The sequence below is a fragment of the Brevundimonas sp. Leaf168 genome, assembly GCF_001423685.1.
GTDB classification, from domain to species: domain Bacteria; phylum Pseudomonadota; class Alphaproteobacteria; order Caulobacterales; family Caulobacteraceae; genus Brevundimonas; species Brevundimonas vesicularis_C.
Genome location: NZ_LMOY01000001.1, coordinates 871,202 through 897,922 on the forward strand (window position 1 = coordinate 871,202; position 26,721 = coordinate 897,922).

Below are 26,721 nucleotides of genomic sequence, written 5' to 3' on the forward strand. Positions count from 1 at the left end.
TCGCAGTCAAAGCCATGTGATTGCGGCTGGCTTTCCGTGCTCGACATGCAGCCGCGCCCTTCGATCGCCCAGCCAGATGCGCTCAACGGTGATCGCGTCCCATCCCGCCGGCAAGATCACCACCCGTCTCGGCCATGTCTCTGGCGCGCCGCGCGCTTCCAGCCCCGTCAATCCGTAGACAAGCCCCATCAACATGCCCGCCAGATTGGCGAAGAACGGACCGGCCGCCGTTTCGCTGTCGGGATGGTCCGGTCGATACTCGAGACATTGATGGAAACGGCCGGCGTCATAGGCGGCGTATCCAGCCTCGAACAGTTGAAGGGCCAAGGCGCGGTCGCCGGCCAAGGCGGCCCACGTCGCGTAGAGGGCGGGAAACATCGGCGCCCCGACATAGTCCCGCCAGTGGGCCAGATAGAGATCGAGAGTTCGGCGCATCGTCTCCGGATTGGCTTGATAACCGCCCGGGAACAGTCCGGCCAAAGGCGATGGGGTGGCGCCCTTGGGTTCATCGATGCGGAAGCCGTCGTGCGCCGCAATCGCTCCGTCTGAACGTAGCGGCAGATACAGGGTCTGACGAATGGCACGCCACGCCGCATGGGGCGGTCGTCCAAGCACCTCCGCAGCGCCTATCGCCCGCGACAGAACATCGTCGGCCAACATCAAGGTGAATGCGTCATTGTCCGGCGGGCTTGGGACCTCAGCCGGTCCTGTAGCGCGCATTAGCTCATAGCCGCGCTCTGTCAGGCTCAATCGACTGACGATCCAGTCTGCGACGCCTTCAAGCACGGGCCAGGCCTTTTCCCGCAGGAAGGCCTCATCGCCTGTGGCGTCGGCGAACAGGCTGAACGCGCGCGCCACATGCAGCGTCCCATGATCCTCATGCGCCGCCCCCGACCCGCCGCCTGGCGTCGCTTCTTGGCCGGACAAGGGGGCCGCCTCCCACGGGAACTGCAATCCTTGACGGCCGGACAGACGCGCGTTCGATGCGGCCGCCGCGAGACCGCGCGAGCGGAAGTCGAGCAAGGCGCGCGCGGCGTCGGGTTGGCTCAGGATCAGGGGCGGCACACAGAAGGCGTCGATGTCCCACATGACGTGGCCGAAATAGTAGGAATAGTCCCGCCACGCGGCCAGGCCGAAGATCGAGGTCGCGGCCGGCGAGGTGGGGTGGACGGAGCTGTTCAGATAGAAGAAGGCCGCATCGATTAAGGCCTGATGCGCTGGATCGGCGCCCGTCACGACGATCCGGCCACGCCATAGCTCACGCCAGGCGTCGCGGTTGCGGATGCGAAGGATCTCGAACCCGGTCTGCGCAGCGCGCGCCACCCGACGTACGGCCTCTTCGTCGGGTCGCGCATGGATCAGCGAGGGAACAAGGGCCGCCATCTGCCGCAGACGCGCACCGCCTTTGCCGATCTGGCCCAGATCGTAGGTGGTTTGCAGCGGTCCCGACGCATCCCAGCGTGTCACTTCGCGCTCGGCGGCCGGATCCGTGTCGGTCCACAGCGCAATCCCGCAGGTCGACAGGTCGCCCTCTGTCGACCACAGCAGGGAGCCGTCGCAAGCGGGGTCCGTATCTCCGGGCGTGTCCGTCCGACGCCGCACGACCCGCCCTCTGACATCGGCGGTCGAGGTCCGGGCGCGCAGGCGGATTTCGCACGGCGCATCGGGCCGCACGGTGACCTCCTGCATGACGACGGCCGGCGCAGTGCGGCTGGCGAAGGTGACGACCTCGATCTCGGCGCTAACGTCGCTCATCCGCGCGCGCCAGCGGCTGGTCAGTTCAGCGGTCGCAAAATCATAGGCCTGCCTTAAGTCGCTGACGCACCAAGGCTGGTCCGACAGCCAGACGCCGTTGATGCAGATGTCGGCTTCCAGCGGATAGGGGACAGGGACGCCCGCCTCTATGCGGCGTTCAGGATCCTGGCCGACGACGCCGTTGACGATCGTCATGCCCGGCGAGAGCGCCATTTCCCGCACGCGCAAACCGATCAGGCCGTTGGCCACATAGGCGGGAAGCGCGCCGTCTCTAGCGCCGTGTTCTACAGGCGGGCTGATCGGTCTCCAGTCCGTGGCGGGCTCGCCAGTCGTCATTCCTGCCTCACTTGAAATTGGCGCTCAAAGACATGGACATCCGCCTCGACGGGTCGCATGACGCGGCCTAGTGATCTCTCAGGTTCGGTGCAGTCATCAGAGGTGCCCATTCGGCGATCCGCCCTCAGTCTAGCCACGGAGCGAAGAAGGAACGGAAGTCGGTCTGCAGCCGAGCCTGCCGAGCGGCATCGGTCGTGTCCGCTCCACCAAACGTTTTCGGTTCACTGCTGTCAGCGTCGTGGACGGAACGTCCGGTCCTCGACGAGCCCATCGATCTGTACCTCGTGAATGGGAGGAGACACATCAAACCCCAAACCGAGCCACAGTTTCCTGTGTTCGCTTTCGGCCAATCGGTTTCAGTGAAAATCCGATCAAGGGCGAAGAGCGAAGGGCGAAGGGCGAAGCGCGAATTCTCTCGAACGCTCTTATCCAAGTCTTATTCGCTGTAGGCGATTGTCGTCATGATCGCGTTCGCGGCTTGTCGCGAATCCAGGCGAGTATGCTGGACGACGATAGGGTGTTGCGAGCGGATGACACTGGCGTAGTCCGTATCGCGAGGCGCCGGCTCCGGATCGTGGAGATCGTTAAAGCGAACATGTTTGGTCCGCTGCCCGCCGATCACCAGTCGGTAGGGACCGACCGGGGCGCGATCTTCGAAGAAAAGCGTGATCTCGACCTCCGTCGGCCTGTCTCCGGGATTGAGGATGCAAGCTGTCTCATGGCTGATCATCGCCGGACTCGGGCCCGAGCTATCGCTCGGAATATAGCCTTCGGCGATCACCCATACCCGTTTTCCGATCTCGCTCATAAGACGTTATCCTTTTGTCTGCGATCAGGTTGGCCCGGCCCCATAGCGCGATGATGTTGCGGGTTGTTCCCGTTTAAGCGGGCAAACTCGTCTGTTCGGGCAAGCGATGCGATCTGATCGGCGGCGCGTCTCAAACTCGCGTGGCGATCCGACAGGCGCTTCGTGAAACATTGGGCATTGTCGCGCTATTCGCACCAGCAAGCACGTGAGCGATCTCGAGAATGTGTTTCGCCTATGCGGCGCCCGGACTCGTCGCACATTGGCGCAGATGCCCCCGATCACCACGGGCGGCCAGCGCGTTTTCCAGTCGCTCAGCCCGCCTGTCGCCGAGCCAAGCGAACCTCGATCCGGCATCGCCCGCTCAACTGGAAACGCTTTTGCTTCCGCCGCCAGCGCGCCGCACGGATCGCCCACGATAAGAACGTCGTCCCAAGATTCTCCATCGCAGCCGCAGCCAATCTCGGTGCGGGGCCGTCACCACCCTTGTCAAAGTCGTGAATAGAATGCGTAGGGCTGATCCGAGAACGGCGGTTCGAGAAACTCGACCCGGTGCTCGAACGATGAAGGATCAAGGCGCGTCTCAGCCTTCCGACAGAGCCGCCCTCAACACCTCTTCGTTGATCGGCTTGGTCAGGGCGGCGTGGGCGCCCAACCCTGAGGCCATCTTCAGGATCGGACCTGAGCCGAGGCGGCCGCCGCCGGTGATGGCCACCACCCGCATGGTGTCCCGGAGATGGCGGGTTTCAAGGATGAAGTTCAAGCCGTCGCGGTCGGGCATCAGGATATCGACGACGACGGCGTCGGGCTCCCATGTCCGCACGATTTCGAGACCCTTGTCGACCGAAGCCGCAGTCACGACTTGGTAATCCATGCGCTTCAGCATGTCTTCCAAATGGCCCATCATCAGGGGGTCGTCTTCGATGACGCAAACTTTCACGGTCAACCTTCGGATGTATCTGCCTTTGCGTTTAAACCGGTGACCTCAGCCACGCGTCAACCTGGAAAGCGGCGCTACCAGCTTGTGGTCTCTCTAGCGGCCGCCATATTCGGCGTTCTGCTGATCATGACCGGGGTAGAACTCAAGCGGGAGTTCGCCAGCGCCGGGGCCTTGCGGGCGGCGGTGCAGCGGTCCTACGACACCCGCCTCCAGATTCAGTCGGTGTTCTCGCTGATGCAGGACGCGGAGACCGGCCAGCGGGGGTACATCATCACCGGCAACGCCAGTTTCCTCGAACCCTACGATCACGCGCTGGATCGTCTTGATAGCCAGATGACGGCGCTGGGCGGCCTCTACGAAGGCAATGCCGAGCAGACCGGGAACTATCGGAACCTGTCACGCCAGATCGCCCGGAAGCGGCAGGTCATGCAACGCTCGATCAGCCTGCGGCAAGGCGGTGACGCCGCGGCCGCCTCCGCGCAGGTCTCGACCGGCGAGGGCAAGGCCGCCATGGACGATATCCGCCGGGTGGTGGATCACATGACCCGATACGAGGCCAACCATCTGGCCCAGCTGTCCGACAGGGCCCAAGGCCGCACGGCGCGAACCGAAATCCTGGTGGTGGCCCTGTTCCTCGCGCTGGTGCTGACAGCAGCGGGCGCGGCGTTTCTGGTCTGGCGCTATCTGGCCACGCGCGGCGCACTGCTGGAACGCCTGGAGGCGGCCGCGGCGCGGCATGCCGCCACCCTGGACAGCGCCTTCGACGCCATCATCACCCTGAACCCCAGCGGCAGCATCGAGACGCTCAATCCGGCGGCCGAACGGATGTTCGGCTGGCGCGCGGAAGACCTGGTCCGGCGCGACGTTGGCGTCCTGATCGATCTGGCGAATAACGGCGAAGGCTCGTTCCTGGACCGTCTGGGCGCCAGCCAGGGCGCCTTGGCCGACGGTCTGCTGCGGGAGCTGAACGGCAAGCGGCGGGACGGGCAGACCTTCGCGGCCGATGTGGCGCTCGGCGCCATGGACCTGCCGACCGGGCGACATGTTGTGGCGGTGGTGCGCGACATCACCGAGCGGCGGCGGGTGGCCGAGATGAAGGACGCCTTCGTCTCGACGGTCAGTCACGAACTCCGGACGCCGCTGACCTCCATCGCCGGGTCGCTGGGCCTGCTGGCCGGTGGAGCCGGGGGGGAGCTTCCGGACAAGGCCGCGCGCCTGATCGGCATCGCCCATTCCAACAGCCAGCGGCTGGTGCGGCTGATCAACGACATCCTGGATGTCGAGAAGCTGGAGTCCGGCAAGCTGATCTTGGCCATGTCGCCGCTCGACCTGAGGGAGATCGCCGCGCGGTCGATCGACGGCGTTCGGGGTTACGCGGATCAGCTCGGCGTCTCGCTGAGTCTCGGCGAGGGTGATCCGGCCCCGGTGCGGGGCGATGCGGACCGGCTGATCCAGGTGGTGACCAACCTGCTGTCCAACGCGGCGAAATTCTCGCCCGCCGGCGGGGAGGTCGCGGTGACTGTCAATCCCGAGGCCCGGATCGCACGCCTCAGCGTCACCGACCACGGTCCAGGCATTCCGGAGGCCTTCCGCTCGCGCATCTTCGGCAAGTTCGCTCAAGCGGACTCGACGGACACCCGGGCCAAGGGCGGGACGGGGCTGGGCCTCGCCATCGCCCGTGAGATCGCCGAACGCCACGGCGGACGGCTGTGGTTCGAGTCCGCCGAGGGAGACGGCGCCACCTTCCATCTGGACCTCCCGCTCGATCTGCCTGAACAGGCCAGCAGCCGGGGCGTGGGCCGCATCCTGATCTGCGAGGACGATCCGGACGCCGCCAGGATCCTTGCCGAGATGGTGGCGCAGGAGGGTTATGACGCCGACGTCGCCGCCACCGCCCGCGAGGCCCTGACCATGGCCCAGGCCGGGCGCTATGCGCTGGGGCTGGTCGACCTTCATCTGCCGGACGCGGACGGCGTCAGTCTGATCCGGGCTCTGAAGGCCGGCGAGGACACGCGCGCCATGCCCGTGATCGTGGTGTCCGGCGACGTCGCCCGCGGCAAGGTGAGGGGACGGTCGCTCGAGGTGGCGGACTGGATGGAGAAGCCGGTCGATCCATCGCGTCTGCGCCTGGCGGTGCAGGCCCTCGCCCGGGCGGACGCCAAGCCGGTCGTGCTGCATGTGGACGATGATCGCGACATTCTGGAGGTGACGCGACAGGCCCTGACCTCAGTCGAGGTTCGCGGCGTCGAGAGCCTCGCCGAGGCGCGTGAGGCCCTGCAGGACCGCCGTCCGGACCTCGTGATCCTCGATCTGGGGCTGCCGGACGGGCATGGTCTGGACCTGCTGCCGGAACTGACAGATGAGGAGGGGCGAACCATCCCCGTGGTCATCTATTCCGCGCAGGATACGGACCGTCAGGCGGCGCCGGCGGTTCAGGCGGTGCTGACCAAGTCTCGGATGTCCCTGACCCAGCTGGCGCGGACAGTTCGTCGCCTGACCCGTAGTTCCGGAGGCTGCTCATGAGCACCGCACTGACCGTTCTTCATGTCGACGACGAGGACGACATCCGCGAGGTGGCGGCGTTCGCGCTGGAGCTGGACCCGGGCATAAGCCTGGCCTCGGCGGCCTCCGGACAGGCGGCGCTGTCGGTTCTGGACGGCGGCCTGCGCCCGGACGTCATCCTTCTGGACGTGATGATGCCTCACCTCGACGGGCCCGGCACGCTGGGGCGTCTGCGGGAGCGGCCCGAGCATGTGCAGACCCCGGTCATCTTCATGACCGCGCGGGCGCAGTCAGGTGAGGTTGATCACTACCGGGCGCTTGGAGCGCTCGACGTCATCATCAAGCCGTTCGATCCGATGACCCTGGCCAAAGACGTGCGGGCCATTCTCGCGGCCCGGCGATGACGGACGTCCTCCCGGCCTTGCGGGCGCGCTTTCTGGAGCGTTGCGCCGGTGATGTGGTGCGGCTTGAGGACCTGCTGGCGCGCGATGACCTCGGCGCTGAAGCGCTAAGCAGTCTGGTGCACAGCTTGTCGGGCGCGGCGGGCACCTTCGGCTTTCCGGAGATCAGTCTGGCCGCCGGCGCGGCGGACGACGCGTTCGCCGCGGGCGGGACACCGTCACCCGACGAAATCCATCACCTGATCCGGACCTTGGAGGCGGCGCTGGTCACACCGGAGGGCTGAAGCCCCGGCGGGTCATCGTTCCCCACGATTGGCTACGGCGCAGGTACTGCCAGACGCCGCGCAGGCGCCAGAGGTTGTTCAGCTGGCGGTAGCCGAAATTCTCAAGCACCGCGATGCCGGTCAGCAGCAGGAGGTCCCGGGCGCGCGGGAACCTGCGCAACTCGGATTCCTCGAGCGCCAGCGCGCCGACCGAAATCACCACGCCGAAGGTGAAGCTGACCGCCAGGAAGGCCAGCAGGTACTCGAGCGACAGCAGGCCCAGCACCCAGAAGGCCGGAATCAAAATGTAGCCCAGCATCTCGACGATCGGGCCCAGCACATCCACGAGGAAGATGTAGCCGAAGCCGACGGGCCCCAGTCGGCCGTAACGGGGTCGGAACATCACATCCCAGTGCCGCTCGAAGGTTTCCAGCGCGCCGCGATGCCAGCGGGCGCGTTGACGGCCCAGCACCCTCAAGTCCTCGGGCGCCTCGGTCCAGCAGACAGGCTCCGGCACGAAGGCCACCCGGTACGGGCGGCCCTGGTTGCGCATCAGCCGGTGCAGCTTGACCACCAGCTCCATGTCCTCGCCGACCGTCCCGTGGGTATAGCCGCCCGCCTCGATTACGCGCGCCCGCCGGAACAGGCCGAAGGCGCCGGAGATGATGGTCAGGGTGTTGATCCGACTCCAGGCGAGCCGGGCCATCAGGAAGGCGCGCAGGTATTCCACCGTCTGCAGCAGGGCCAGCAGGTTGCGGGGCGGGCGCACCTCCAGAACTCGCCCGTCGCGAATGACGCAGCCGTTCGCGATCCGGACGGTGCCGCCGACGGCGACCGTACGCTCCGGGTCCTCCACAAAGGGACGGACGGCGCGCAGCAGGGCGTCAGGCTCCAGCAGAGAGTCGGCGTCCATCGAGCAGAAGATGGGCGCCCGGGACACGTTGATCCCGGCGTTCAGGGCGTCCGCCTTGCCGCCGTTTTCCTTGTCCACCACGATCAGGCGAGGCTGGTGCGTCGCCGCGTAGACGCCCCGGATCGGCTGATGGTCCAGCGCCTGGTCATAGTGCCGTTGGACGAGCTTCAGCTCATACGCGTCGATCAGCACCTGCAGGGTGGCGTCCTTCGACCCGTCGTTGATGACGATCACCTCGAAGCTGGGATAGCGGAGCGACAGCAGGGAGCGCACGCTCTGAACGATCGTCATCGCCTCGTTGTAGGCGGGCGCCAGCAAGGCGATCGGGGGCGAGGCTTCCGCATAGCGTCGCCACAGGACCGCGGGCTGGGGAATCGGGGGACGGGTCGCCAGCGCCCGGGCCGCCAGCAACAGCTGGAACATATAGATGAGGTTCTGGGCCACCCCCGTTCCGATGACGAACAGGGCGATGGAGCGGGCGAAACCGACCATCAGGACGGCGATCTCGTGGGTCACGACGTCGCCTCCGAGAGGCCGCGTTCCGCCAGAACCAGCGAGGCGGAGCGCCGCATGAGGTCCTGATCGGCTCGGGCGGCGATCCGCAGGCTGGCGACGCCCTTGTCGCCCAGCATGGTCAGTGCCTCGCCGGCCCGGAACCGCACCCACCAGGCGGGATCGGCCAGGGCCTGGACCAGAAGGGGCGCGGCCTCGAGCAGGCCGATGCGTCCGGCGGCCTCGCATGCGGCGGACCGGACTTCCCAGATCTCGTCTTCCAGCGCGGTCATCATCGCCGGCGCGGCTGCGGGATGGCCGAGCACGCCCAGCGCGCGGATGGAGGCGATCCGGAGTTCGAGCTCAGGCGCAGCCGCGTTGCGCATCAGGGGTTCGACGGCGCGGTAGTCGCCCGCTGCACCCAGAGCATCCGCCAGAAGGGCGCGGTTAGCCGCCGGCGCGGTCGACAGCATGAAGGCGTCCAGCGCCTGGGCCGGCGCGGCCTCGGCCGCGCGCCGGATGACCGGTTCGTACAGCAGCGAGTCCTGCAGCCCACCCGCGGCGATGTCGTTCAGCAGAGCGTTCAAAGGCGGGGCCGCATCCAGATCAAGCAGCGAGATCAGGATGGCGACCCTCAGGTCGCCGTCACGCGAGCGTTGAAGGACGCCTCGCAGGGCGTCCACCGTCGCCGTCTCGGGAAAGGCGCAGAGGGCCTCGGCCGATGCGATCCGGCCGGCCTTGCTGCCGCGATCCAGACGCGCCCGCAGCCGGTCGGGGACGCCCATCCCGACCAAAACCTCGATCAGCCGTTCCCGCTCCGCGCCACGGATTAGACCCAGCACATCCAGCACGGCCTCGGCCATTAACCGCGCGCGGCGCCGGTAGGGCTTCAGGCGCATGAGCGCTTCGAGGTCGCCGCCGAGGATATCGAGGAATGCGGTGCGTACGCGGGCCTGGTCCGCGGCGCGACGGGCGTCGCCGCGTTCCCGGAACAACCGGGCGATGATCAGCCCGAACATCCACGCGACCGCCGCCAGCCCCATGACCAGCGAACCTGCCCACAGGAGACCCAGCAGGCTCACCAGAAGCGCCAGCCAAGCCCGAGGCTGATCGCCTCGCGGTCATAGGCCCCGCGGTCCTCCTTCAGGACGCCGAAACGCAGACTGGTCCGGTCCGTCAGATCGACTTCGCCGCCGAGGCTGACGGCGCTGACGTCGACGGTCACGCCTTCGCTGGTTTCCGGTGCATCAGCGTGATCCAGACGGAGCCGCACACGGTCGGTGGCCGCCCACTGGACGCTGACGGCATAACCGTCCCGCCGTTGATCGGTTTCGTCCCAGACATTGATCCAGCGCGCGGCCAGCCGTAGGCGGCCATCGGCCAGCTGGGCGGCCAGACCGGGCTGCAGGCTGTTCACCGTCCCGCTGGCGAAGCGCGCGGTGGAGGCGTCCAGCGTCGCGCTGATCCCGCCGCTCAGGGGGACGTCGGCGCCCGCCCGCAGCGAGGCTTCCGGCCGGTAATCGGCCTCCACCGCAGCGCCCAAGGCCACATAGACGCCGCCGGCTCCGATCCGGTGGTCCAGGCGCCCCTCAAGGAAGACGTCGTCCTGACCGAACCGTTCGGTCCACTCGGCCGCGGCGCCGAAGCTCCACCGGTCATTCAGCGTCCGCACCGCGCCCAGGCGGGCCTCGCTCCAGTCCGGAAGGCCTGCGCCGAGGCGGCTGCGGGAGACGTCGAAATCCACTCTCCAGACGGCCGGCAGCCCGAGCGTCGGCCTCAGCGCGCGGACATCGGGACGGTCCGGCGCGGCGGCCAGCGCCCGTCCCGCCTCGACCCGGGCCTGTGCGAGATCGCCCCGGCGTTGCGCGGCACGGGCCAACCCGACGCGGGCGTCGACATAGTCCGGTGCGGCGTAAAGCACCGCAAGGAAATCAGCCTCGGCCTCCGCAGTCCGATCCAGCGCCAGCAGGGCAAGCCCGCGGTTCAGGCGGGCGTCGACGTCGCCGGGACGGGCTTGCAGGACGCGATCCAGCTTCTCGACGGTCGCGTCATAGCGTCCTGCCCGTCGATCCGCGACCGCCGCTTCATACAGCGCCGTCGCGTCAATACGGACGTCAGCCGGGACGTCTTGAAGGAACATTCCCCTGCTCCATCTGCGCCGTCGTAAGCAGCCGTCGGATACGTTGCACCAGCTCGTCGGGAATGAAGGGCTTGGCGAGATAGTCGGCGGCGCCCAGTTGCAGCCCGCCGACCACATCCTGTTCGCGCTTGAGGGCGGTCAGCATGATCACTGGGATATCGCGCTCGCTGGCGCCCGCCTTGAGCCTGCGCAGCACCTCGAACCCGTCCATCACCGGCATCATGGCGTCCAGAACGATCAAATCGGGCGCATGATTTCTGACCATGTCGAGAACCTCGCCGCCATGTTCGGCGGCGAAAATCTGGTGATCTTCCGCCGCCAGCTTGTGCTGCAACAACGCCCGCAGCAACGGGTCATCATCCGCAATTAGGATGCGCGCCATCACTCACTCCACAATTGGCCCGCCCGAACCTGGCGGCATGATAGAGTCAGGAGTGTGAATCAAGCCCTAGGGAAATGGGAAACAATGCTCGCATCTCAGATGCGAGCCTTCTCAGCCAAGCTTAGCCGGCAGGGCATCGTCCAAGCCGCCATATGCCGCATCGGCGTGGCACGAGGTTCTTGCTGGGTGCGATGTTGCGCAGAGAGCGTCTGTCCAGTCGATTTCGACTTACCCGGAGACTCGCTTATTGGCGGCGCGGCAGAAGACGTTGCGCGTCCGTCGTGCCGACATCAGAAGCCTCGCCTACCTGTTTCGCCTCAGGGGCTCGGCGGCGACGTTCGTCTTTACAGAAGGGAAGCCGCAGTGGTTTTGTCACCACGTTTTGCCTCATGGGTCTGGATTGCGACGGCGGCTCGGACAAAAACGCTGAGCTGGGATCGATGTCGATGCGAGAGGCGGCCGCCTTGGCGGTGAAAATGTCCCGCAAAACTACGATTTCAGAATGAAATGTTGCGACTCTGTTCGAACGTCCGACGCTCGGCGACTAGCGGATGTTAGCAGCTGACGATGTGAGAAGACGCGGTTCCCAGCGGCGACCTCTGAACGATTCGCCGCCCGACGCGCGATCCAACGAGGTCGGTTTAGAAAAACTCTGTCGCCATCGGCAGGTCTTCGCCCTAGCGTGTCGCCGCTGCAATCGAAGGCGGATCAGCCGCCGGGTCAGCGAGAGGAAACATACAATGCGCATCTTGTACATCGCCGCTGCGGCCGCCTTGGCCTTGTCGGCCTGCTCCGAGCGGACCGAGGAAAACGCAGCCGCGACTGCGGAAAACGCGGGCGACACGGTCGCCTCGGCGGCTAGCGACACAGCAGCGAATGCGGACGCCGCCGCCGACACGACTGCGGCTGCGGCCCGGGACGCGGCAGCTGACGCCGACGCCGCCGCCAATACCGCAGCGCGCAAGACCGATGCGGCGGCCGACGCCGCGGCCCGGACCCAGTAAGCAAAGCGTCGCGACGCTCGCGATGCATTTTGGGGGCGTCGCGACATCTTCGATATGATGTAAGCAGTGCGACCGGCTCACCGGGCGATTTTTGTCGGGAGACGTCAAGATGCTGGAAGTCGGAACCACCTGCTGGCGCGCCGAAGTCTCGCCCCGCGCCGCGCTACTGGTTGACATGGAACCTTATCTGGCGGCCGCAAGGGCTGCGATGAGTCAGGCGACCCGGTCCATCTACTTCCTGAACTGGGCCTTCGATCCCGACACCATCCTTGATCACGAGCCGACAGACGGTTCGAGTCCGCAAACAATCGGCCGCTTCCTCAGAGATCTGTCCGAGGCCCGGCCGGAGCTCGAAATCCGGATTCTGTGCTGGAAGTCGCCCCTAGCCGTTGCGGCCACTCAGCGGTTCTTTCCCTGGCGCAGTCGTCGCTTCTTCGCCGACACGCGCGTCGATTTCCGTCTGGACGGAACCTTGCCGCCAGGCGCTTCCCACCACCAGAAGGTCATCATCGTCGATGACGCCGTGGCCTTCTGCGGCAGTTGCGACATCGGTCCCGACCGCTGGGATAGCCCCGAACATCTCCACCCGGATCCGCGTCGCGGGAAGACCGGGAAGGGAACGCCCTGCTACGATTGCCGGCATGAGGTCATGGCGATGGTCGACGGTCCGCCGGCGGCCACCCTGGGTGATCTCTTCCGCGAACGGTGGGCGAGAGCGACCGGAAAAATGCTCGCTGCCCAGGCTACCACCGTGTCCGACATCTGGCCGGCCGAGGTCAAAGCCGATCTGGAAAACGTCGAGATCGGCGTGTCCCGAACCCAAGCCCCGTGGAAGGCGTGTCCAGAGTTGAGGGAGGGCGAGGCGGCCACATTGGCCGCGATCGCCTCGGCCAAAACGGACCTCTACATCGAAAACCAGTATTTCACCTCGCCCATCGTGGCGGAGGCCATCGCCCAACGGCTCGATGAAGCCGACGGTCCCGAGGTGATCCTGGTGTCGACCCGGCATTCGCCAAGCTGGTTTGACCAGATGACCATGGACAAGACACGTTCGGCCTTCCTCAAACGGCTTGAAGACGCGGATCGGCATGGGCGGTTCAGCGCCTATAGCCCAGTCACCCGCAACGGCCGGATCATCATCGTCCACGCCAAGCTTGCCGTTGTCGACGATCGGTTCGTTCGCATCGGGTCCAGCAACGTCAACAACCGATCTCAAGGCTTCGATAGCGAATGCGACCTGACCCTGGATGCGGGGTCGGATCCCGAAGCGTCAGGAAGAACGCGCGTCGGCCGGTTTCGTAACCGACTGATCGCCCACTGGCTGGGGTGCGAAGAGAGGCAGGTCACCCGGGCGATTTTGGCCCGAGGCGGCATCAGTGCCGGCATCGAACATCTGCGGGACGAAGGTTTTGGTCGTCTCCGTCCGCTTCGATCACGCCGTCACGGCGCCTTCTCCCGGTTCGTCGCCGAACACCATCTAGGCGATCCAATCTCGGCTGCCGACAGCTTGCGACCGTGGCGCCGACCGGCGCAGATGCGACACAAGCTGGCCGCGGCGGCGCATCGGCTGGTCCGCGCCCACATTCCGGCGCCGGAGGTGCGGCCCGGCGGTTCGGTCGAACCAAGCCTCGTCCAGGACTAGTGCCTTGCGCAAGCGATAGCTCACGTTCGGAGCTGATGGGTCAGGACGCAAAACAAGGTTCACGGGATAAGCCGTAGAAGATTTGCGTCTCGCCCAGACCGGAGCGCTCTGACAGGGGGCAGCCCGGGCGGATTAGAGCAAATTCCCAGCCCAACAGGCACGATATGGCGCTTGGCGACGTCCGGATGCTCGCCCTTTCCAAAAGGCGCGCCGACGTTGGCAACGGCTTCAAGCGCGCTGAGCTGATCGGATTTCGACACAATCGCGGGCTCGATCAGCGGGCGCGGCATTCGTCCGCAACGGATGGAAGCGGACGTCAGGTCGCCACGCCTTCGTGGGCAAGCGTCGCCAACAACGCAATTAGTCCTAGGCCGTCGTCCTTTTTAAGGAGGGTCTCCACTCGAGGCGTCAGCTTGGCGAGATTGACCCGGGCCATCGACCAGTTCGGGAGAAGCCGCCGTTCCGAGCCGCCGCGCAAGAGGATGGTCAGCTCCGTGTGCCGTGGATCCCGTTCCAGCAACCTTACAAGCTCGTCAAGGGCGGAGGGCGGGCCTTCCAGAAGCTGGACGTACGTCAGCTGGGAAAAACCTAGCGCTCCTGTGACGTGTAGCCGCGCGTTCCTTGGAACCGAGGACCGGAAAATCGGGTCCAAGGCCACCTCTGGCAAAATCCCAACAGACCGACTGCGGTATATTAGACGATCGATCAATCTCCGACTTCCTTGCAATTGGCGTCCCAGATCGCGCGGTCAATGCGCCGCGTGATGAGAATCCAGGGCCAGTTCATCGATAAATCCGACGAGCTGAGCCAACGTAAACGGCTTGGCCAAACGAGGCAGGTCGGCGAGACCACGACCGGGCGTAGGGTGGAGGTCAGCGTAGCCCGACACCAAGGCCACGGCCGCCGTCGGCCGCAACTCCCTAACCCGTTCTGCGAGCTGGCTGCCCGACAGCCCGGGCATGACTTCATCCGTCAACACGAGGTCGATCTCGGGGTGTCTCTGAAAGATCACCATGGCCTCGTCGCCGGAGTTCGCCGCCAGAACGTTGTGGCCCAATTCGTCCAGCATCGCGACGGTGTTTGTGAGAACCAGAGGATCGTCATCGACGGCCAGCACGACAAGCCGCTTGCACGTTTCCTGTATCGCCTCGGTAACAGGCGATCCTGCTGTCGGAAACTCGGCAGTGGCTAGTGGCAACCACAGGTCGATACGGGTTCCCTTGCCGACCTCGCTATGGATCTCGATCCAGCCTCCGGACTGTCCTGCCAATCCCTGCACCATCGAAAGCCCAAGGCCGGTGCCCTTGCCTACACCCTTGGTCGTAAAGAACGGCTCGGTCACCTTGGCGGCGATCTCCGCTGGCATCCCGGTACCGTTGTCGCTCACGCTTAGTCGCACGAAGCTTCCAGCGCGACGTTCGCCTTCCGTCTTCGAAACGCTCACCTGATCGGCTGTGATGGCGATTTCTCCACCATTCGGGAGCGCGTCACGAGCGTTGACGACGAGGTTGAGCAACGCCGTCTCAAGTTGATACGGGTCGGTCTGGGCCCTCGGCAGAACCTCAGCGAACCGCATCTGCACATCGACATTTGGACCGATAGAGCGGCGGATAAATTCGCTCATACCCCTCACGAGGTGCGGGATGTCCACCGCTTCCAGTTTGAGTTCCTGCTTGCGTGCAAAGGCCAACATCCGTTGGGTGAGGATCGCGCCGCGCTCTGCGCCCTGAATGGCGTTCTCTAGCAGGGGCGTTGTTCGAGGGTCGTGCGGCAGCCGTTTCCGCAGCAGGTCGAGGCTTCCCAGAATGGCAGCCAGGAGGTTGTTGAAGTCGTGGGCGACGCCTCCGGTCAGTTGACCGATGGCTTCCATCTTCTGCGATTGGTAGAGCGCTTCACGCGCCGTCTCGAGTTCGCGTTGTGCGTTGGCGCGCTCGGTTATATCGCGGGTAATCTTGGCGAACCCGATGATCTCGCCGTCGTCGGCCGTGATCGGATCGATCACGACGTGCGCCCAAAAGCGCGTGCCATCGCTTCGCAGACGCCAACCTTCCTTTTCGAAATGCCCGGTCGCACGGGCGATACTCAAAGCCTCAGCCGGAGCCCCGGCGCCGACCTCCTCGGGACGGTAGAACCGCGAAAAATGTTCGCCGATAATCTCGTCCGGCTTGTAGCCCTTGATGCGCTCGGCCCCGGCGTTCCAGCTGATCACCTTGCCGCCCGGATCCAGCATGTAGATCGCGTAATCGGTAACGCCTTCAACGAGGATACGGAATAGTTCCTCGCTCTGGCGCAACGCTCTCTCGGCCGCTCGCTGCTCCGTCAGATCGCGGGTGATTTTGGCGTACCCGACAAGCTCGTTGCCGCGCCGGACCGGATCAATCACCACATGAGCCCAGAAACGGGTGCCGTCCTTGCGGAGCCGCCAGCCTTCAGCCTCGAACCGCCCCGCTTCGGAAGCAACGGCAAGGGCACGCTCCGGTCGGCCGGCGTCTCGGTCCTCCGGCGTATAGAACTGCGAGAAATGGGAGCCGAGAACTTCTCCAGCGGAGTACCCCTTGAAACGCTCCGCTCCCGGGTTCCAGCTAATCACATGGCCACCCGCGTCCAGCATGTAGATCGCGTAGTCCGTGATGGACTCAATGAGCAGCCGGTATCGGCTGTCGTCGTAGCCGTTCAATTGTGTGGTCAATGCGCTCTGGCCCTATTCCCCGCAGGACGAACAGAACTGCCACCGGAACGTTCCGCAGCCTGATTGACCGACGCCAAAGAAAACTGCCAACGGACGCCGATAGAGGTGCTGCTACCGCATATTCACCCGTCGATAACAATCGGGCCTAGAAGAGTGTTCGGGGCGGTTGCGAATTTTGCATCTGACCAGAAAGCGGGCCCTGTCTGCCCTCACGGAGAGCAGGCTCCCAGGATGTCGGCTAAGCTAGAAACCGGACACCCATCCTCAGAGCGGGCTGCCACGGGATGGCAGATTGTCAGTGTCCGTATCGACCGGCAACAGTGCAAAAGCCGACCGTGTGATTCTTGCCAAATGCCGCTCAACGGATGCCGCCAGCTTCAGCCAAGGACTTCTCCTTCCCGCAAGTGGCACATCTTCCACTGCTCGGACTGAGAAAACCTGTTCCGCCCACGACCCATCAGCTGGTTTTGCCCTAAATTCAGCATCATTTTCAACCCGTTCAGGGACGATGATCACATAGGCAATGCTGGAGTTCGATTGCGCACGCCGAACTCATTATCATTTAAGGGTCGAGCAGGCTGCCTGCACCTATTCCATCGTGGGGTTTCGCCCCTTAGCTGAAACCGGACCCGGTCAACATCGGCTAAGACTGGGTAGCACACAGTCTCATCTGATTGTTTGCCGACCGACACGCTCTGGCCACAAGGTCGTCGGGCGTTTTACTGGCCGGCACGCTGTCAAACTTTGCCCTGAATGGAACGTGTCGGATAAGGGACACAGCAACCTTTACGGCGGTCCCGCTTTCAGGCCTCGCGTTGCGACCGTTTGTTCGCCGCGAACAGGACTATTCATGCCTCTGATCCCCGTCGTCCGTATCCTGACCTCCTGGCTTGGCTGGTTGCTCCTGGCTGCCGCCGCCTATTTGCTATGGACGTGGTGGACGGGCGACATCGCCACCGGCCCGCGGGGTGTCGAATATAGGATTAGGGAAGACTGGCGCGCTTGGGCTGCGGCAGGGCTCTTGGCATGGAGCCTACTAGGCCGCTGGCCCATGACGATGCTTCTCGCCAAAAGCGACACTGATGTCACTGCGCCCCGGCGTTCCGACGGCATCAGGATCGCTAGTCCGACCGGCTCCGAACTCTATGTCGAGATGCGCGGTCCAGCCAACGGCCCCGTAGTCATCGCCACCCATGGCTGGGGACTAGACAGTACAATTTGGCAATATCTGAACCGCGATTTGGCAACCTGTCAAAGTATTGTCCCACACCAACGGGTCACTTGGGACCTACCTGGTCTCGGCCTCTCCAAGCCGCCGGCCGACGGGAAGATCGCACTTGAGATTTTCGCTCGCGACTTGGCTTGCCTGATCGAGCGCGTCGCGCCCCGACGCGTCGTTCTGATCGGTCACAGCATCGGCGGGATGACGATCCAGACGCTGGCGCGCGACCAACCTGAACTATTCAGGTCGTGGGTCGACGGCGTCGTTCTTTACGACACGACCTACACCAATCCCCTGCGCACCATGATCCTGAGCAAATTGTTTCTCGCCTTGCGTCGTCCGGTGTTGGAGCCAATTTTCAAGGTGGCGATCCTGCTCAAGCCGCTCGCATGGTTGGGGGCCTGGCTGGGCTATCTGAACGGAACGGCCCACATCGCCAACCGGCTTCAGTTCGGGAAATACGTAACACGCAGCCAGCTTGAGCATACAACGTTACTCGGAACCCGTAACTCACCCGCGATCTTAGCCAAGGGCAATCTGGCCATGTTCGACTGGGACGCCACCGGCGCAGTCGCAAAGATGGAGTGCCCCGTCCTCATTCTTGGCGGCGACGTAGACATCGTGACCAAGCTGGAAGCCAGCGAGGTGATCCGAAACATGGCGTCACATGCCGTCCTTGAGTCCATCTCCGGCGTCAATCATATGGGCTTCTTGGAGCGGTCGGGGCATTACAACAGCAGGACCATTGACTTCATCGCCGCCCGCTGCGGGAGAACCAAGGCCGGTTGAATCCACGGATCGGCAGTGAGGGCCGCTTAGGCTTGGACCGCGCCTGCGACCACCCGCGTCTTTGGGGAGGAAACGGCCACTGCGGCCGTCTAGCGGGCATTCTATCGAACCCCCGGAGGCGGCCGCTTCAACGTCTGTTATGGGTCGATTTCAGCCATAGGCGTCGGCGCTAAAAGCGGACGTTGGCTCTAGGGCGGAATGCGGTCGCGGGCGTCGTCCACCAAGGATAATCAGCCGACTTCGTCGGGGTCGTTGGAGATCGGAAGTGCAGCAATACCGATCACATGACTGCCAGCGTCGCGGGCTTTCAGCTGGAAATACGATATTCGCCACACTGAGTGTCGTGTTTGCCGAAGCCGGTGAATGACGGCTTCTGGCGCTTTTAAGAGGTCCGCACGGATAGCCACTTCTGACTCATTCGGGGCCTCGGGAATGTCTGCGTCGGTCGACGTCCGCGGCCAGATCGGAACGACGGTTCTAACCGGAAGCGCGCTCAAATCCTCTAGGCGACGGTGCAGTCCGATGTTCAAACGGGCTTCCTTTATTCGGCGTCTGGCGCGAGCGTCAGTCCCTGTGCGCCAAGGCATAGAGCCGGCGATGTTCGGGATAGGCCGCTTCGTGCAGTCCGAGGCGTTCGATCACGCTCGACCAGAGCCACGACGGCGCATCCAGCGCTTCGGATCTCCCTTTCATAACCGTCTTGCGCCACGCCGCTCTTTCGGTGTGGTCAAGTTGGCGCCCATGAGCCTGGCCGACCACGCAGCCAAGATAGCGCGCCATGGCGGCGGCGCGCGCGGGTTTGGTGCACGTCAGTTCAAGCTTCAGATCCTGCAGCGCCAGTTCTCGCAAAACGACGGCCCGGCCCGCGATCGGCCCCACCACCATTCGCTCGCCAAGGTGCGGAGACAGCGCCTTTGCGCCGGCAACGACGCGAACGGCATTCGCCCGCGGCATGGCGACGCCGGGCGCGCGAGGTGCAGCCGCTTCGACCGCCTCCTTGACATCGACAAGCGCCATCTACGGATTGACGGATCCGATCCGCACCAGGACGGCGTATCGAAGCCGGCCGAGCGAACTGCACCCCTTCATCCAATAGGCGGCGTCGATGATGGCGACCGTGCGGTCAGGATTGTCGGCGCCGCCTCACTTGTCCAGCCGGGTCAGGAGATCCTTGGCGTCGGCGCTTTCAATCAACGCTCGACGAGCTTTTTCGTTCGGAGGGCTTGATCGGCCAGAACCGCTTGCCCAGCGTGATTTTGGACTGCGGCCCGGACAGCCGTTCCTCGGCCAGTTGGGGCCAGCGGCGCTAAATCGATCGTTTCAACAGAGTTCGGATCGCCCGGCGGCTTCAGAGTGTCGGTGGAGCCGTCGTCAGGATTCATTTCGAGACCCTGATCATAGCCCTGCATAAGCTGCTCGAGCATCCGAGCGGTCGGAACGCCCGGGAGGTTGGAGTCCCTTGCTGCGGACGCCAGCGACAGACCCAACCGGATAATGTCGTGCGCCGGGTTCCCGATGACCGTCTGGTCAAAGTCGCGAATCTGCACATCGACCTCGCCCTTGACGTCGGCGAGCGGATCCAGATTGCTCAGGTGGCAATCGCCGCAGATCCAGATCGGCGGCCCTTGAGGTACCCTCGCCGGCGAGGCGTCCAACCAGTCGTAGAACTGCTGGGTGCTGCCCGCACATAGGCGTGGGCGGATCGCGCCATCTTCAGTCGACGGATCAGTTTGAGGCTGGCCGCGCGCTCGGAGACGGAGGTTTAGGGTGACGAAACATTGGGCATTCTTTCGCCATTCGCGAGGCGAGCGCTTGGTTCATCTCAGACACCCGCTTTCAAAGGCAGCTGACTCAAAGGCGACGTGGAACAACGGCCCGGCGTCGATGACGCCGGGCCGTTCTGACTCATCCCACTCGGCTCAGCCGAGCCAAGAGACCGGCTTATCGATAGCGGGCGCGTTCCTCGAGAATCTGCTCAGACGTGTAGGGCTTGGCGTCGGCATCGAAGCCAGACCAGCCCGATTGGCGATAGGCTTCACCGCGCGTGGCGGCGTCGTAACCGCGGCTGCCGTCCAGGATGGCTTGAATTTGCTGCCCCTCGTCGCCGTCGGCCTTGACGCTGACGAGCGTACCCCCACGACGAACGCCTTCCGAATAGACGTTCGCTTCTTCGTCGCTGTGACCGGATTCCTTCAGTGCGCCGAGCAGGCCGCCTGTCGCGCCGCCGGCTGCGGCGCCGACCGCCGCCCCGACCGCCGTCGAAGCGAGCCAACCCGCGGCGACGACTGGGCCGAGGCCCGGAATGGCGAACATGCCGAGGCCCGCAAGGACGCCCGCGCCGGCGCCGAGCAGACCGCCGGTGGTCGCGCCCTTGCCGGCGCCATCGGCGACATCGTTTTCGCCGTCGCCATTACGATCGCCTAGAGGGCCGGCCTTGTGATCGCGGGATCCGGAGTGCCAGTTATCGGCGTTGTTTGACACAATGCTGATCTTGTCGTGGTGAACGCCGGAGGACTCGAGCTTCGAGACGGCGTCCAGGGCTTCGGTGTGGCTGTCGAACAGCCGGGTGACGGTGGTCATGATGGGGTCCTTGGGAATGTTTTAGAGAGGTGGAAATCAGGCTGCGATTATTGGGGCGTCACGACGCCCTTGTAATCGACCCCGACAGTCATCGGGTCGCCGCCCGCACGGGTGGCCTGACCCTTCCAGATGCCTTGCTCGTCCTGGGTGAGCGGGCCGGAGACGACATAGCCTTGCTTCTCGATGGCCGCCTTGGCCTGACCTTCGGTGAAGGAGTTGGCTCCGGGCGTGAGGGCCGTCTGCTCAGACGTCTCCTGGGTGTCGACGGCAGGGTTCATCGGCGCTTCGGCGGAGGAAACGGCCGGGCCTTCGACAGGCGCTTCGCTCGGTTCGTTGTTTCCGCAGGCGGTCAGAAGGACGGCGGTCGCCGAGACGGCGAGGGCGGCTTTCAACATGGGGTTTCCTTTCAAAGTGGTCCACTGAAAGGGGCCGCGGGCCGGCTTCGTTCCCAATGCCAAGGTTGTTGGATTCGGAAAGCTCGGGCCGTTGGCTGCCGCTGTTCGGTGCTGGGTCAAGCGGGCGCTCGTGAGGAAGGGCCAGCCCGACTATCGAAAATCGCGCGTCTTCGGTCTGATCGTGTCGAGATGGAGATCGGGGATGTAGATGTCCCGGACCTTGATCGTGCGAGGAGGCGCGTCGCGCGCATCCGGCGACCCGCCGCGATGGAATTCGTCGCCGCGCCCGTGGGGCAGGGGGAAGGCTTTGCCCCGGTCGCCGACTGAGGCGAGCAGGGCCGATGCGTCGTGAAGTTTGGTCGCGACGATGTGGACGACCTCGCCTTCGCGCTGAACTTTGCCATCTACGACCAGCATGGAGGCCGACAGCACAATGCGACGCTGTTGTTCGTAGAGGCTGGGCCAGATCACCAGATTGGCCACGCCGGTCTCGTCCTCGATGGTGATGAACATGACCCCCTTGGCGCTGCCGGGCTTCTGTCGGACCAGCACGAGGCCCGCGACGCGCGTCAGCCGACCGTCGCGCATGGCCGTCCCATCGGCGCAGGTCATGACGTGCCGGGCCTGCAGATCGTCGCGCAGGAAGCTCAGCGGATGATCGCGCAGGGTCAGGCCGATGTGGCTGTAGTCCTCGACCACTTCCCGTCCGGGCGTCATCGGCTTGAGGCCCGGATCGGGCTCCAGGATTTCCGGCTTCTGGTTGTGGGCGTCGGCGGCGGCGAACAGGGGGAGCGGGGCGTCACGCAGCCCTTTGATGGCCCACAGCGCGTCGCGGCGGTCCAGGTGCAGATCCGGCCTGAAGGCATCCGCCTCCGCCAGGCGGACAAGGCTGGCGACCTGGGCGCCGGCGCGTCGCCACAGGTCATCGACAGAGCGGAAGGCGCCGTCCGTCCGCGCCGCCAGGAGGCGAGCGGCGTCGCCATTCACCAGGCCGCGCACCATGCGAAGGCCCAGCCGGACGGCGAAGCGTCCATCCTCGCCTGCCGGCTCCAGAGTGCAGTCCCAGCGGCTGGCGTTGACGCAGACGGGCCGGATCTCGACGCCGTGCTGCTGGGCGTCACGGACGATCTGCGCTGGCGCATAGAAGCCCATGGGCTGGGCGTTCAGCAGGGCGGCGCAGAAGACATCCGGGTGGTGGCATTTGAGCCAGGAGGAGGCATAGGCGATCAGGGCGAAGGAGGCCGCATGGCTTTCCGGAAAGCCGTAGGATCCGAAGCCCTCAAGCTGGCTGAAGGTCTTCTCGGCGAAGGCGGCGTCATAGCCGCGCTCGACCATGCCGCTGATCAGCTTGTCCTTGAAGTGGCTGACCCCGCCGGTGAACTTGAACGTCGCCATGGCCCGGCGCAGCTGGTCGGCTTCCGAAGCGGTGAAGCCGGCGCATTCGATCGCAACCCGCATCGCCTGTTCCTGGAACAGGGGCACGCCCAGGGTCTTGCCCAACACCTTCTCAAGCTCGGGCTTGGGATAGACGACGTCCTCCTTACCCTCTCTGCGGCGCAGGTAGGGATGGACCATGTCGCCCTGGATCGGCCCGGGACGGACGATGGCGACCTCGATGACCAGATCGTAGAAGGTGCGGGGCTTGATGCGCGGGAGCATGGCCATCTGGGCTCGGCTCTCGATCTGGAAGACTCCGAGCGTGTCGGCCTTGCGGATCATCGCATAGGTCTTGGGGTCCTCGGCCGGAATGGTGGCGAGGTCGAGCGCAATCCCCTTGTGCTGGGCCAGGAGGTCGAAGCCGCGCTTCATGCAGCTGAGCATGCCGAGCGCCAGCACATCGACCTTCATGAACTTCAGGACGTCGATGTCGTCCTTGTCCCATTCGATGACCTGGCGATCCTTCATCGCCGCCGGCTCGATCGGGACCAGGTCGTCCAGGCGGTCGTGGGTCAGGACGAAGCCGCCGGGGTGCTGGCTGAGATGGCGCGGGGCGCCGATCAGCTGGCGCGACAGCTCCAGCGCCAGGCGAAGCCGCCGGTCCTCCAGATTGAGATTGAGGTCCGCGACATGCTTGTCTTCGACACCCTCGCTGGAATAGCTCCAGACTTGAGACGACAGGGTCTTGATCAGGTCTTCGCTGAGCCCCAACGCCTTGCCGACGTCGCGCAGGGCGCCGCGTGAGCGATAGCGGGTGACGACGGAGCAGAGGGCCGCATGGTTTCGGCCGTAGGTCTCGAAGATCCACTGCATGACGACTTCGCGCCGCTCGTGCTCGAAATCGACATCGATGTCTGGCGGCTCGCGGCGCTCCTGGCTGACGAAGCGTTCGAACAACAGATCATTGCGGCCCGGGTCGATCGAGGTGATGCCCAGCACGTAGCAGACGGCGGAGTTGGCGGCCGAACCACGACCCTGGCACAGGATGTCCTGACTGCGGGCGAAGCGCACGATCGAATGGACCGTCAGGAAGTAGGGGGCGTAGTCGAGCTGGCCGATCAGATCGAGTTCGTGCCGAAGCGTCTTGCGCACGCTGTCCGGCAGCCCTTCCGGATAGCGCTCGGCGGCTCCGGCCCAGGTCAGCTGTTCCAGCGTCTGCTGCGGCGTCATGCCCGGCGTCGAGACCTCATCGGGGTACTGATACGCCAGCTCATCCAGCGAGAACCGGCATCGGTCGGCGATCTCGACCGAGCGGGCCAGGGCCTCGGGATAGGCCTTGAACAGGCGGTGCATCTCGTGGGGCGGCTTCAGATAGCGATCCGCATGGCGTTCGCGTCGAAAACCTAATTCGTCGATGGTGCAGCCGTGCCGCACGCAGGTGACCACGTCCTGCAGCAGGCGTTGGTCCGGATGATGAAAGAGGACGTCGTTGGTTACGACGGTCGCGGTCGGCGATCTCGACCGAGCGGGCCAGGGCCTCGGGATAGGCCTTGAACAGGCGGTGCATCTCGTGGGGCGGCTTCAGATAGCGATCCGCATGGCGTTCGCGTCGAAAACCCAATTCGTCGATGGTGCAGCCGTGCCGCACGCAGGTGACCACGTCCTGCAGCAGGCGTTGGTCCGGATGATGAAAGAGGACGTCGTTGGTTACGACGGTCGGCACGCCGGCCTGGACGGCGAGGGTCGACAGGTCGTGCAGCCGCAAGGCATCGCCGGGGCGTCGCCGCAGCGTCAGGGCGAGATAGGCGCCCGCGGGAAAGGTCGCCTTCAGCCGTCGCAGATTGGCACAGCAGGCCTCGTCCGCCTCGTCCGGAACCAGGATGGCGATCAGGCCCTCCGACCAGTCTTTCAGGTCCGACCAGTCGAGGTGGCATTTCGCCTTGCCGGCGCGGCGCTTGCCCAGAGAGAGAAGGCGCGTCAGCCGGGAATAGGCCGGTCGATCGGTCGGATAGACGAGCACTCCGGTCCCATCGATCAGATCAAGCCGGCAGCCGACGATCAGCCGTACGCCGGAGGCCTTGGCCGCCTCATGGGCGCGCACGATCCCCGCTAGCGAGTTGCGATCGACGATGGCCAGGGCGTCCAGCCCGCACAGCCGCGCCTGTTCGAACAGCAGCTCGCAACTGCTGGCGCCGCGCAGGAAGGAGAAGTGCGAAGTGGCTTGAAGCTCGACGTAGGACATAGGGATTAAACGGCTGTTCGACCTCCCCGACAGCACTCCGGCGAGCCGAATGGCAAGCGTCGCCTTGGACAAATGTTTTCTTTTTGTTCTCGTCTTGATATGCACGCTGCATGTCCGGCGTCGCCACCCGCAAGATCGTCCACGTGGACATGGACGCCTTCTTCGCCTCCGTGGAACAGAGGGATGATCCCGCCCTGCGCGGTCGGCCCGTGGCGGTCGGTCATGCGGCGGCGCGCGGCGTGGTCGCCGCCGCCAGCTATGAGGCGCGGCGGTTCGGGGTGCGTTCGGCCATGCCCTCGACAACCGCCCAGCGGAAGTGTCCAAACCTCGTCTTCGTCCCGCCGCGCTTCGAGGTCTATCGCGCGGTGTCGGCGCAGATCCATGCGATCTTTTCGGACTACACCAATCTGATCGAACCTCTGTCTCTAGACGAGGCCTATCTCGATGTGACGGCCGATCGGCGAGGCCTGGGGACCGCCTCGGCGACGGCGCAGGAAATCCGGCGGCGGATCTTTGAAGAGACCGGCCTGACCGCCTCGGCGGGCGTTTCCTACAACAAGTTTCTGGCCAAGCTGGCGTCGGACCAGAACAAGCCGAACGGCCAGTTCGTCGTGGCGCCCGGGCGCGGCGAGGCCTTCGTGGAAGACTTGCCGGTCCGGCGGTTCTACGGCGTGGGGCCGGTGACCGCCGCCAAGATGGAAGGGCTAGGAATCCGCACCGGCGCGGATCTGCGCCGCCAGTCCCTGGCCTTTCTCCAGCATCATTTTGGCAAGTCCGGGCCCTGGTATTACGCCATCGCGCGCGGGCAGGACGACCGGGCGGTCAATCCGGACCGGACGCGCAAATCGAGCGGGTCGGAAACTACCTTCGCCTCCGACCTGACTGATCCGGACGCGATAGAGGCCGGGGTGGGGGCCATGGCCGACGATGTCTGGGCCTGGTGCGAGCAGACCGGCAGTCGCGGACGGACGGTCACCGTCAAGGTCAAATGGGCGGACTTCCAGCAGTCGACGCGAAGCCGGTCCCAGTCCGAGCCCGTGGCCTCCCGCCAGACCCTGCACGAGGTCAGTCGGGTGCTGGTTCGGTCCCTCTACCCGCTAAGCCGGGGCGTGCGCCTGGTTGGTGTGAGCCTGTCCAATCTGGAGACGACCGGCGCCGCGGTGAACCAACTGGTCCTGGCGTGACCGAACTATCGCAAATCGACCTGTTCGACGATGCACCCGCGCGCACGCCCGTGGTGGCGGGCTTTGACTATTGGGCCGGCGTCCTGTCGGCGCCTGAACAGGCCGCGCTTGTCGCCGCGCTCCAGACTCTGGCGTTCAAACCCTATGAACATCTGGGCTACCTGGGTCATCGCCGGATCGCCGCCTTCGACCGCGGGGGTGATGGCGCGGGTTGGCCGGCGTTTCTCTCGACCTTAATGGCGCGCTTGGCGGGCCGCCTCGATCTGAACGGCGCGGCCTTTGTGCAGGTTCTGGTCAATGAATATGCGCCGGGCGCCGGCATCGGCTGGCATCGCGACCGCCCCGTCTATGGGGAAATCCTGGGCGTGTCCTTACTTGCGCCCTGCGTGATGCGGCTGCGCCGTCGCCAGGGGGCGGGCTTTCTGCGTCGAAATGCGGCGCTGGCGAGCGGCTCGGTCTATCGCCTGTCAGGAGAGGCGCGCGCTGCCTGGGAGCATTCTATCACACCTATGACAGCCTTGCGCTATTCCATCACCTTCCGGACCCTGACGGCTTGACGATTGTTGGGTCGACTGACGTCCAGCGGTCCGGATCGGCTGGGTCAGGCAAGCTCGATCCAGACCGGCGCGTGGTCGCTCGCGCCCTCGGCGCCGCGCACCGCGCGATCA

General features: G+C 65.0%; 21 protein-coding genes and 2 pseudogenes. 8 read left to right on the plus strand and 15 right to left on the minus strand.

Annotated features, from left to right (window positions below; genetic code table 11):
- Nucleotides 1-6: 6 nt before the first annotated feature.
- The 3 genes from ASF81_RS04340 to ASF81_RS04350 all read right to left on the minus strand — a co-directional run bounded on the left by ASF81_RS04340 (nt 7) and on the right by ASF81_RS04350 (nt 3,836).
- On the minus strand, nt 7-2,091 hold the full coding sequence (locus ASF81_RS04340; protein WP_055805170.1) for a glycoside hydrolase family 65 protein: 2,085 nt from the start codon (nt 2,089-2,091) through the stop codon (nt 7-9).
- 436 nt (nt 2,092-2,527) lie between these two features.
- Nucleotides 2,528-2,899, minus strand: a complete 372-nt coding sequence (locus tag ASF81_RS04345; protein ID WP_055805174.1) for a sensory rhodopsin transducer — start codon at nt 2,897-2,899, stop codon at nt 2,528-2,530.
- A 580-nt stretch (nt 2,900-3,479) separates the two neighbouring features.
- Nucleotides 3,480-3,836, minus strand: coding sequence for a response regulator (locus ASF81_RS04350; RefSeq protein ID WP_255353857.1), 357 nt, complete (start codon nt 3,834-3,836; stop codon nt 3,480-3,482).
- Between the two features lie 126 nt (nt 3,837-3,962).
- Here ASF81_RS04350 and ASF81_RS04355 point away from each other — a divergent pair, with 126 nt between their 5' ends.
- The 3 genes from ASF81_RS04355 to ASF81_RS04365 are packed head-to-tail and all read left to right on the plus strand — an operon-like array spanning nt 3,963 to nt 7,023.
- Nucleotides 3,963-6,359 (plus strand): CHASE3 domain-containing protein, encoded by a 2,397-nt coding sequence (locus tag ASF81_RS04355; RefSeq protein WP_162237571.1) that lies wholly within the window; start codon nt 3,963-3,965, stop codon nt 6,357-6,359.
- Nucleotides 6,356-6,742: a response regulator gene (locus ASF81_RS04360; protein ID WP_055805184.1), complete on the plus strand. Its 387-nt coding sequence runs from the start codon at nt 6,356-6,358 to the stop codon at nt 6,740-6,742. Before ASF81_RS04355 ends, ASF81_RS04360 begins: the two co-directional genes overlap by 4 nt.
- Entirely contained in the window at nt 6,739-7,023 is a 285-nt protein-coding gene (locus ASF81_RS04365) for an Hpt domain-containing protein (protein WP_055805187.1), read from the plus strand. Before ASF81_RS04360 ends, ASF81_RS04365 begins: the two co-directional genes overlap by 4 nt.
- On the opposite strand, the gene ASF81_RS04370 is transcribed toward ASF81_RS04365, so the two are convergent.
- From ASF81_RS04370 to ASF81_RS04385, 4 genes are read right to left on the minus strand one after another with little or no spacing between them, the layout of a single operon-like run.
- Nucleotides 7,007-8,431 (minus strand): glycosyltransferase family 2 protein, encoded by a 1,425-nt coding sequence (locus ASF81_RS04370; RefSeq protein ID WP_200932861.1) that lies wholly within the window; start codon nt 8,429-8,431, stop codon nt 7,007-7,009. The genes ASF81_RS04365 and ASF81_RS04370 overlap by 17 nt on opposite strands.
- Nucleotides 8,428-9,489 carry a HEAT repeat domain-containing protein gene (locus ASF81_RS04375; RefSeq protein ID WP_055805191.1) on the minus strand — a complete coding sequence of 354 codons (1,062 nt, stop codon included), beginning with the start codon at nt 9,487-9,489 and terminating at the stop codon, nt 8,428-8,430. Before ASF81_RS04375 ends, ASF81_RS04370 begins: the two co-directional genes overlap by 4 nt.
- Nucleotides 9,486-10,547: a YaiO family outer membrane beta-barrel protein gene (locus ASF81_RS04380; RefSeq protein WP_055805194.1), complete on the minus strand. Its 1,062-nt coding sequence runs from the start codon at nt 10,545-10,547 to the stop codon at nt 9,486-9,488. Before ASF81_RS04380 ends, ASF81_RS04375 begins: the two co-directional genes overlap by 4 nt.
- On the minus strand, nt 10,522-10,929 hold the full coding sequence (locus ASF81_RS04385) for a response regulator transcription factor (protein WP_055805198.1): 408 nt from the start codon (nt 10,927-10,929) through the stop codon (nt 10,522-10,524). The genes ASF81_RS04380 and ASF81_RS04385 overlap by 26 nt, the downstream gene beginning before the upstream one ends.
- 740 nt (nt 10,930-11,669) lie before the next feature.
- Here ASF81_RS04385 and ASF81_RS04390 point away from each other — a divergent pair.
- Together ASF81_RS04390 and ASF81_RS04395 are read left to right on the plus strand one after the other, a co-directional pair.
- On the plus strand, nt 11,670-11,933 hold the full coding sequence (locus ASF81_RS04390) for a hypothetical protein (RefSeq protein WP_055805201.1): 264 nt from the start codon (nt 11,670-11,672) through the stop codon (nt 11,931-11,933).
- 109 nt (nt 11,934-12,042) lie between these two features.
- On the plus strand, nt 12,043-13,575 hold the full coding sequence (locus ASF81_RS04395) for a phospholipase D-like domain-containing protein (protein ID WP_055805204.1): 1,533 nt from the start codon (nt 12,043-12,045) through the stop codon (nt 13,573-13,575).
- Between the two features lie 316 nt (nt 13,576-13,891).
- On the opposite strand, the gene ASF81_RS15620 is transcribed toward ASF81_RS04395, so the two are convergent.
- Together ASF81_RS15620 and ASF81_RS04405 are read right to left on the minus strand one after the other, a co-directional pair.
- Nucleotides 13,892-14,302, minus strand: a complete 411-nt coding sequence (locus ASF81_RS15620) for a BLUF domain-containing protein (RefSeq protein WP_369814892.1) — start codon at nt 14,300-14,302, stop codon at nt 13,892-13,894.
- 21 nt (nt 14,303-14,323) lie between these two features.
- The gene (locus ASF81_RS04405; protein WP_235559213.1) at nt 14,324-16,252 is read right to left on the minus strand and encodes a PAS domain-containing sensor histidine kinase; all 1,929 of its coding nucleotides are present in this window, start codon (nt 16,250-16,252) and stop codon (nt 14,324-14,326) included.
- Between the two features lie 862 nt (nt 16,253-17,114).
- Between ASF81_RS04405 and ASF81_RS15155 the strand changes: the two genes are divergently transcribed.
- Entirely contained in the window at nt 17,115-18,275 is a 1,161-nt protein-coding gene (locus ASF81_RS15155; RefSeq protein WP_055805212.1) for an alpha/beta fold hydrolase, read from the plus strand.
- Between the two features lie 230 nt (nt 18,276-18,505).
- On the opposite strand, the gene ASF81_RS15370 is transcribed toward ASF81_RS15155, so the two are convergent.
- From ASF81_RS15370 to ASF81_RS04430, 6 genes and pseudogenes are all read right to left on the minus strand, one after another.
- Nucleotides 18,506-18,805 carry a hypothetical protein gene (locus tag ASF81_RS15370; RefSeq protein ID WP_197458463.1) on the minus strand — a complete coding sequence of 100 codons (300 nt, stop codon included), beginning with the start codon at nt 18,803-18,805 and terminating at the stop codon, nt 18,506-18,508.
- 34 nt (nt 18,806-18,839) lie between these two features.
- Nucleotides 18,840-19,385 (minus strand): annotated as a pseudogene (locus tag ASF81_RS14975) (DUF2252 family protein).
- Between the two features lie 80 nt (nt 19,386-19,465).
- Entirely contained in the window at nt 19,466-19,978 is a 513-nt protein-coding gene (locus ASF81_RS14985) for a DUF2252 family protein (RefSeq protein ID WP_255353858.1), read from the minus strand.
- A gap of 238 nt (nt 19,979-20,216) precedes the next feature.
- On the minus strand, nt 20,217-20,855 hold the full coding sequence (locus ASF81_RS04420) for a hypothetical protein (protein WP_055805215.1): 639 nt from the start codon (nt 20,853-20,855) through the stop codon (nt 20,217-20,219).
- A 47-nt stretch (nt 20,856-20,902) separates the two neighbouring features.
- Nucleotides 20,903-21,250 carry a hypothetical protein gene (locus tag ASF81_RS04425; protein ID WP_055805219.1) on the minus strand — a complete coding sequence of 116 codons (348 nt, stop codon included), beginning with the start codon at nt 21,248-21,250 and terminating at the stop codon, nt 20,903-20,905.
- Nucleotides 21,251-21,400: 150 nt separating this feature from the next.
- Nucleotides 21,401-24,869 (minus strand): annotated as a pseudogene (locus ASF81_RS04430) (error-prone DNA polymerase).
- A gap of 110 nt (nt 24,870-24,979) precedes the next feature.
- On the opposite strand from ASF81_RS04430, the gene dinB reads away from it, so the two are divergent.
- Nucleotides 24,980-26,053 carry a DNA polymerase IV gene (gene dinB / locus ASF81_RS04440; protein WP_055805227.1) on the plus strand — a complete coding sequence of 358 codons (1,074 nt, stop codon included), beginning with the start codon at nt 24,980-24,982 and terminating at the stop codon, nt 26,051-26,053.
- Nucleotides 26,050-26,610, plus strand: coding sequence for an alpha-ketoglutarate-dependent dioxygenase AlkB (locus ASF81_RS04445; RefSeq protein ID WP_082503424.1), 561 nt, complete (start codon nt 26,050-26,052; stop codon nt 26,608-26,610). The genes dinB and ASF81_RS04445 overlap by 4 nt, the downstream gene beginning before the upstream one ends.
- The last annotated feature ends 111 nt before the right edge of the window (nt 26,611-26,721 follow it).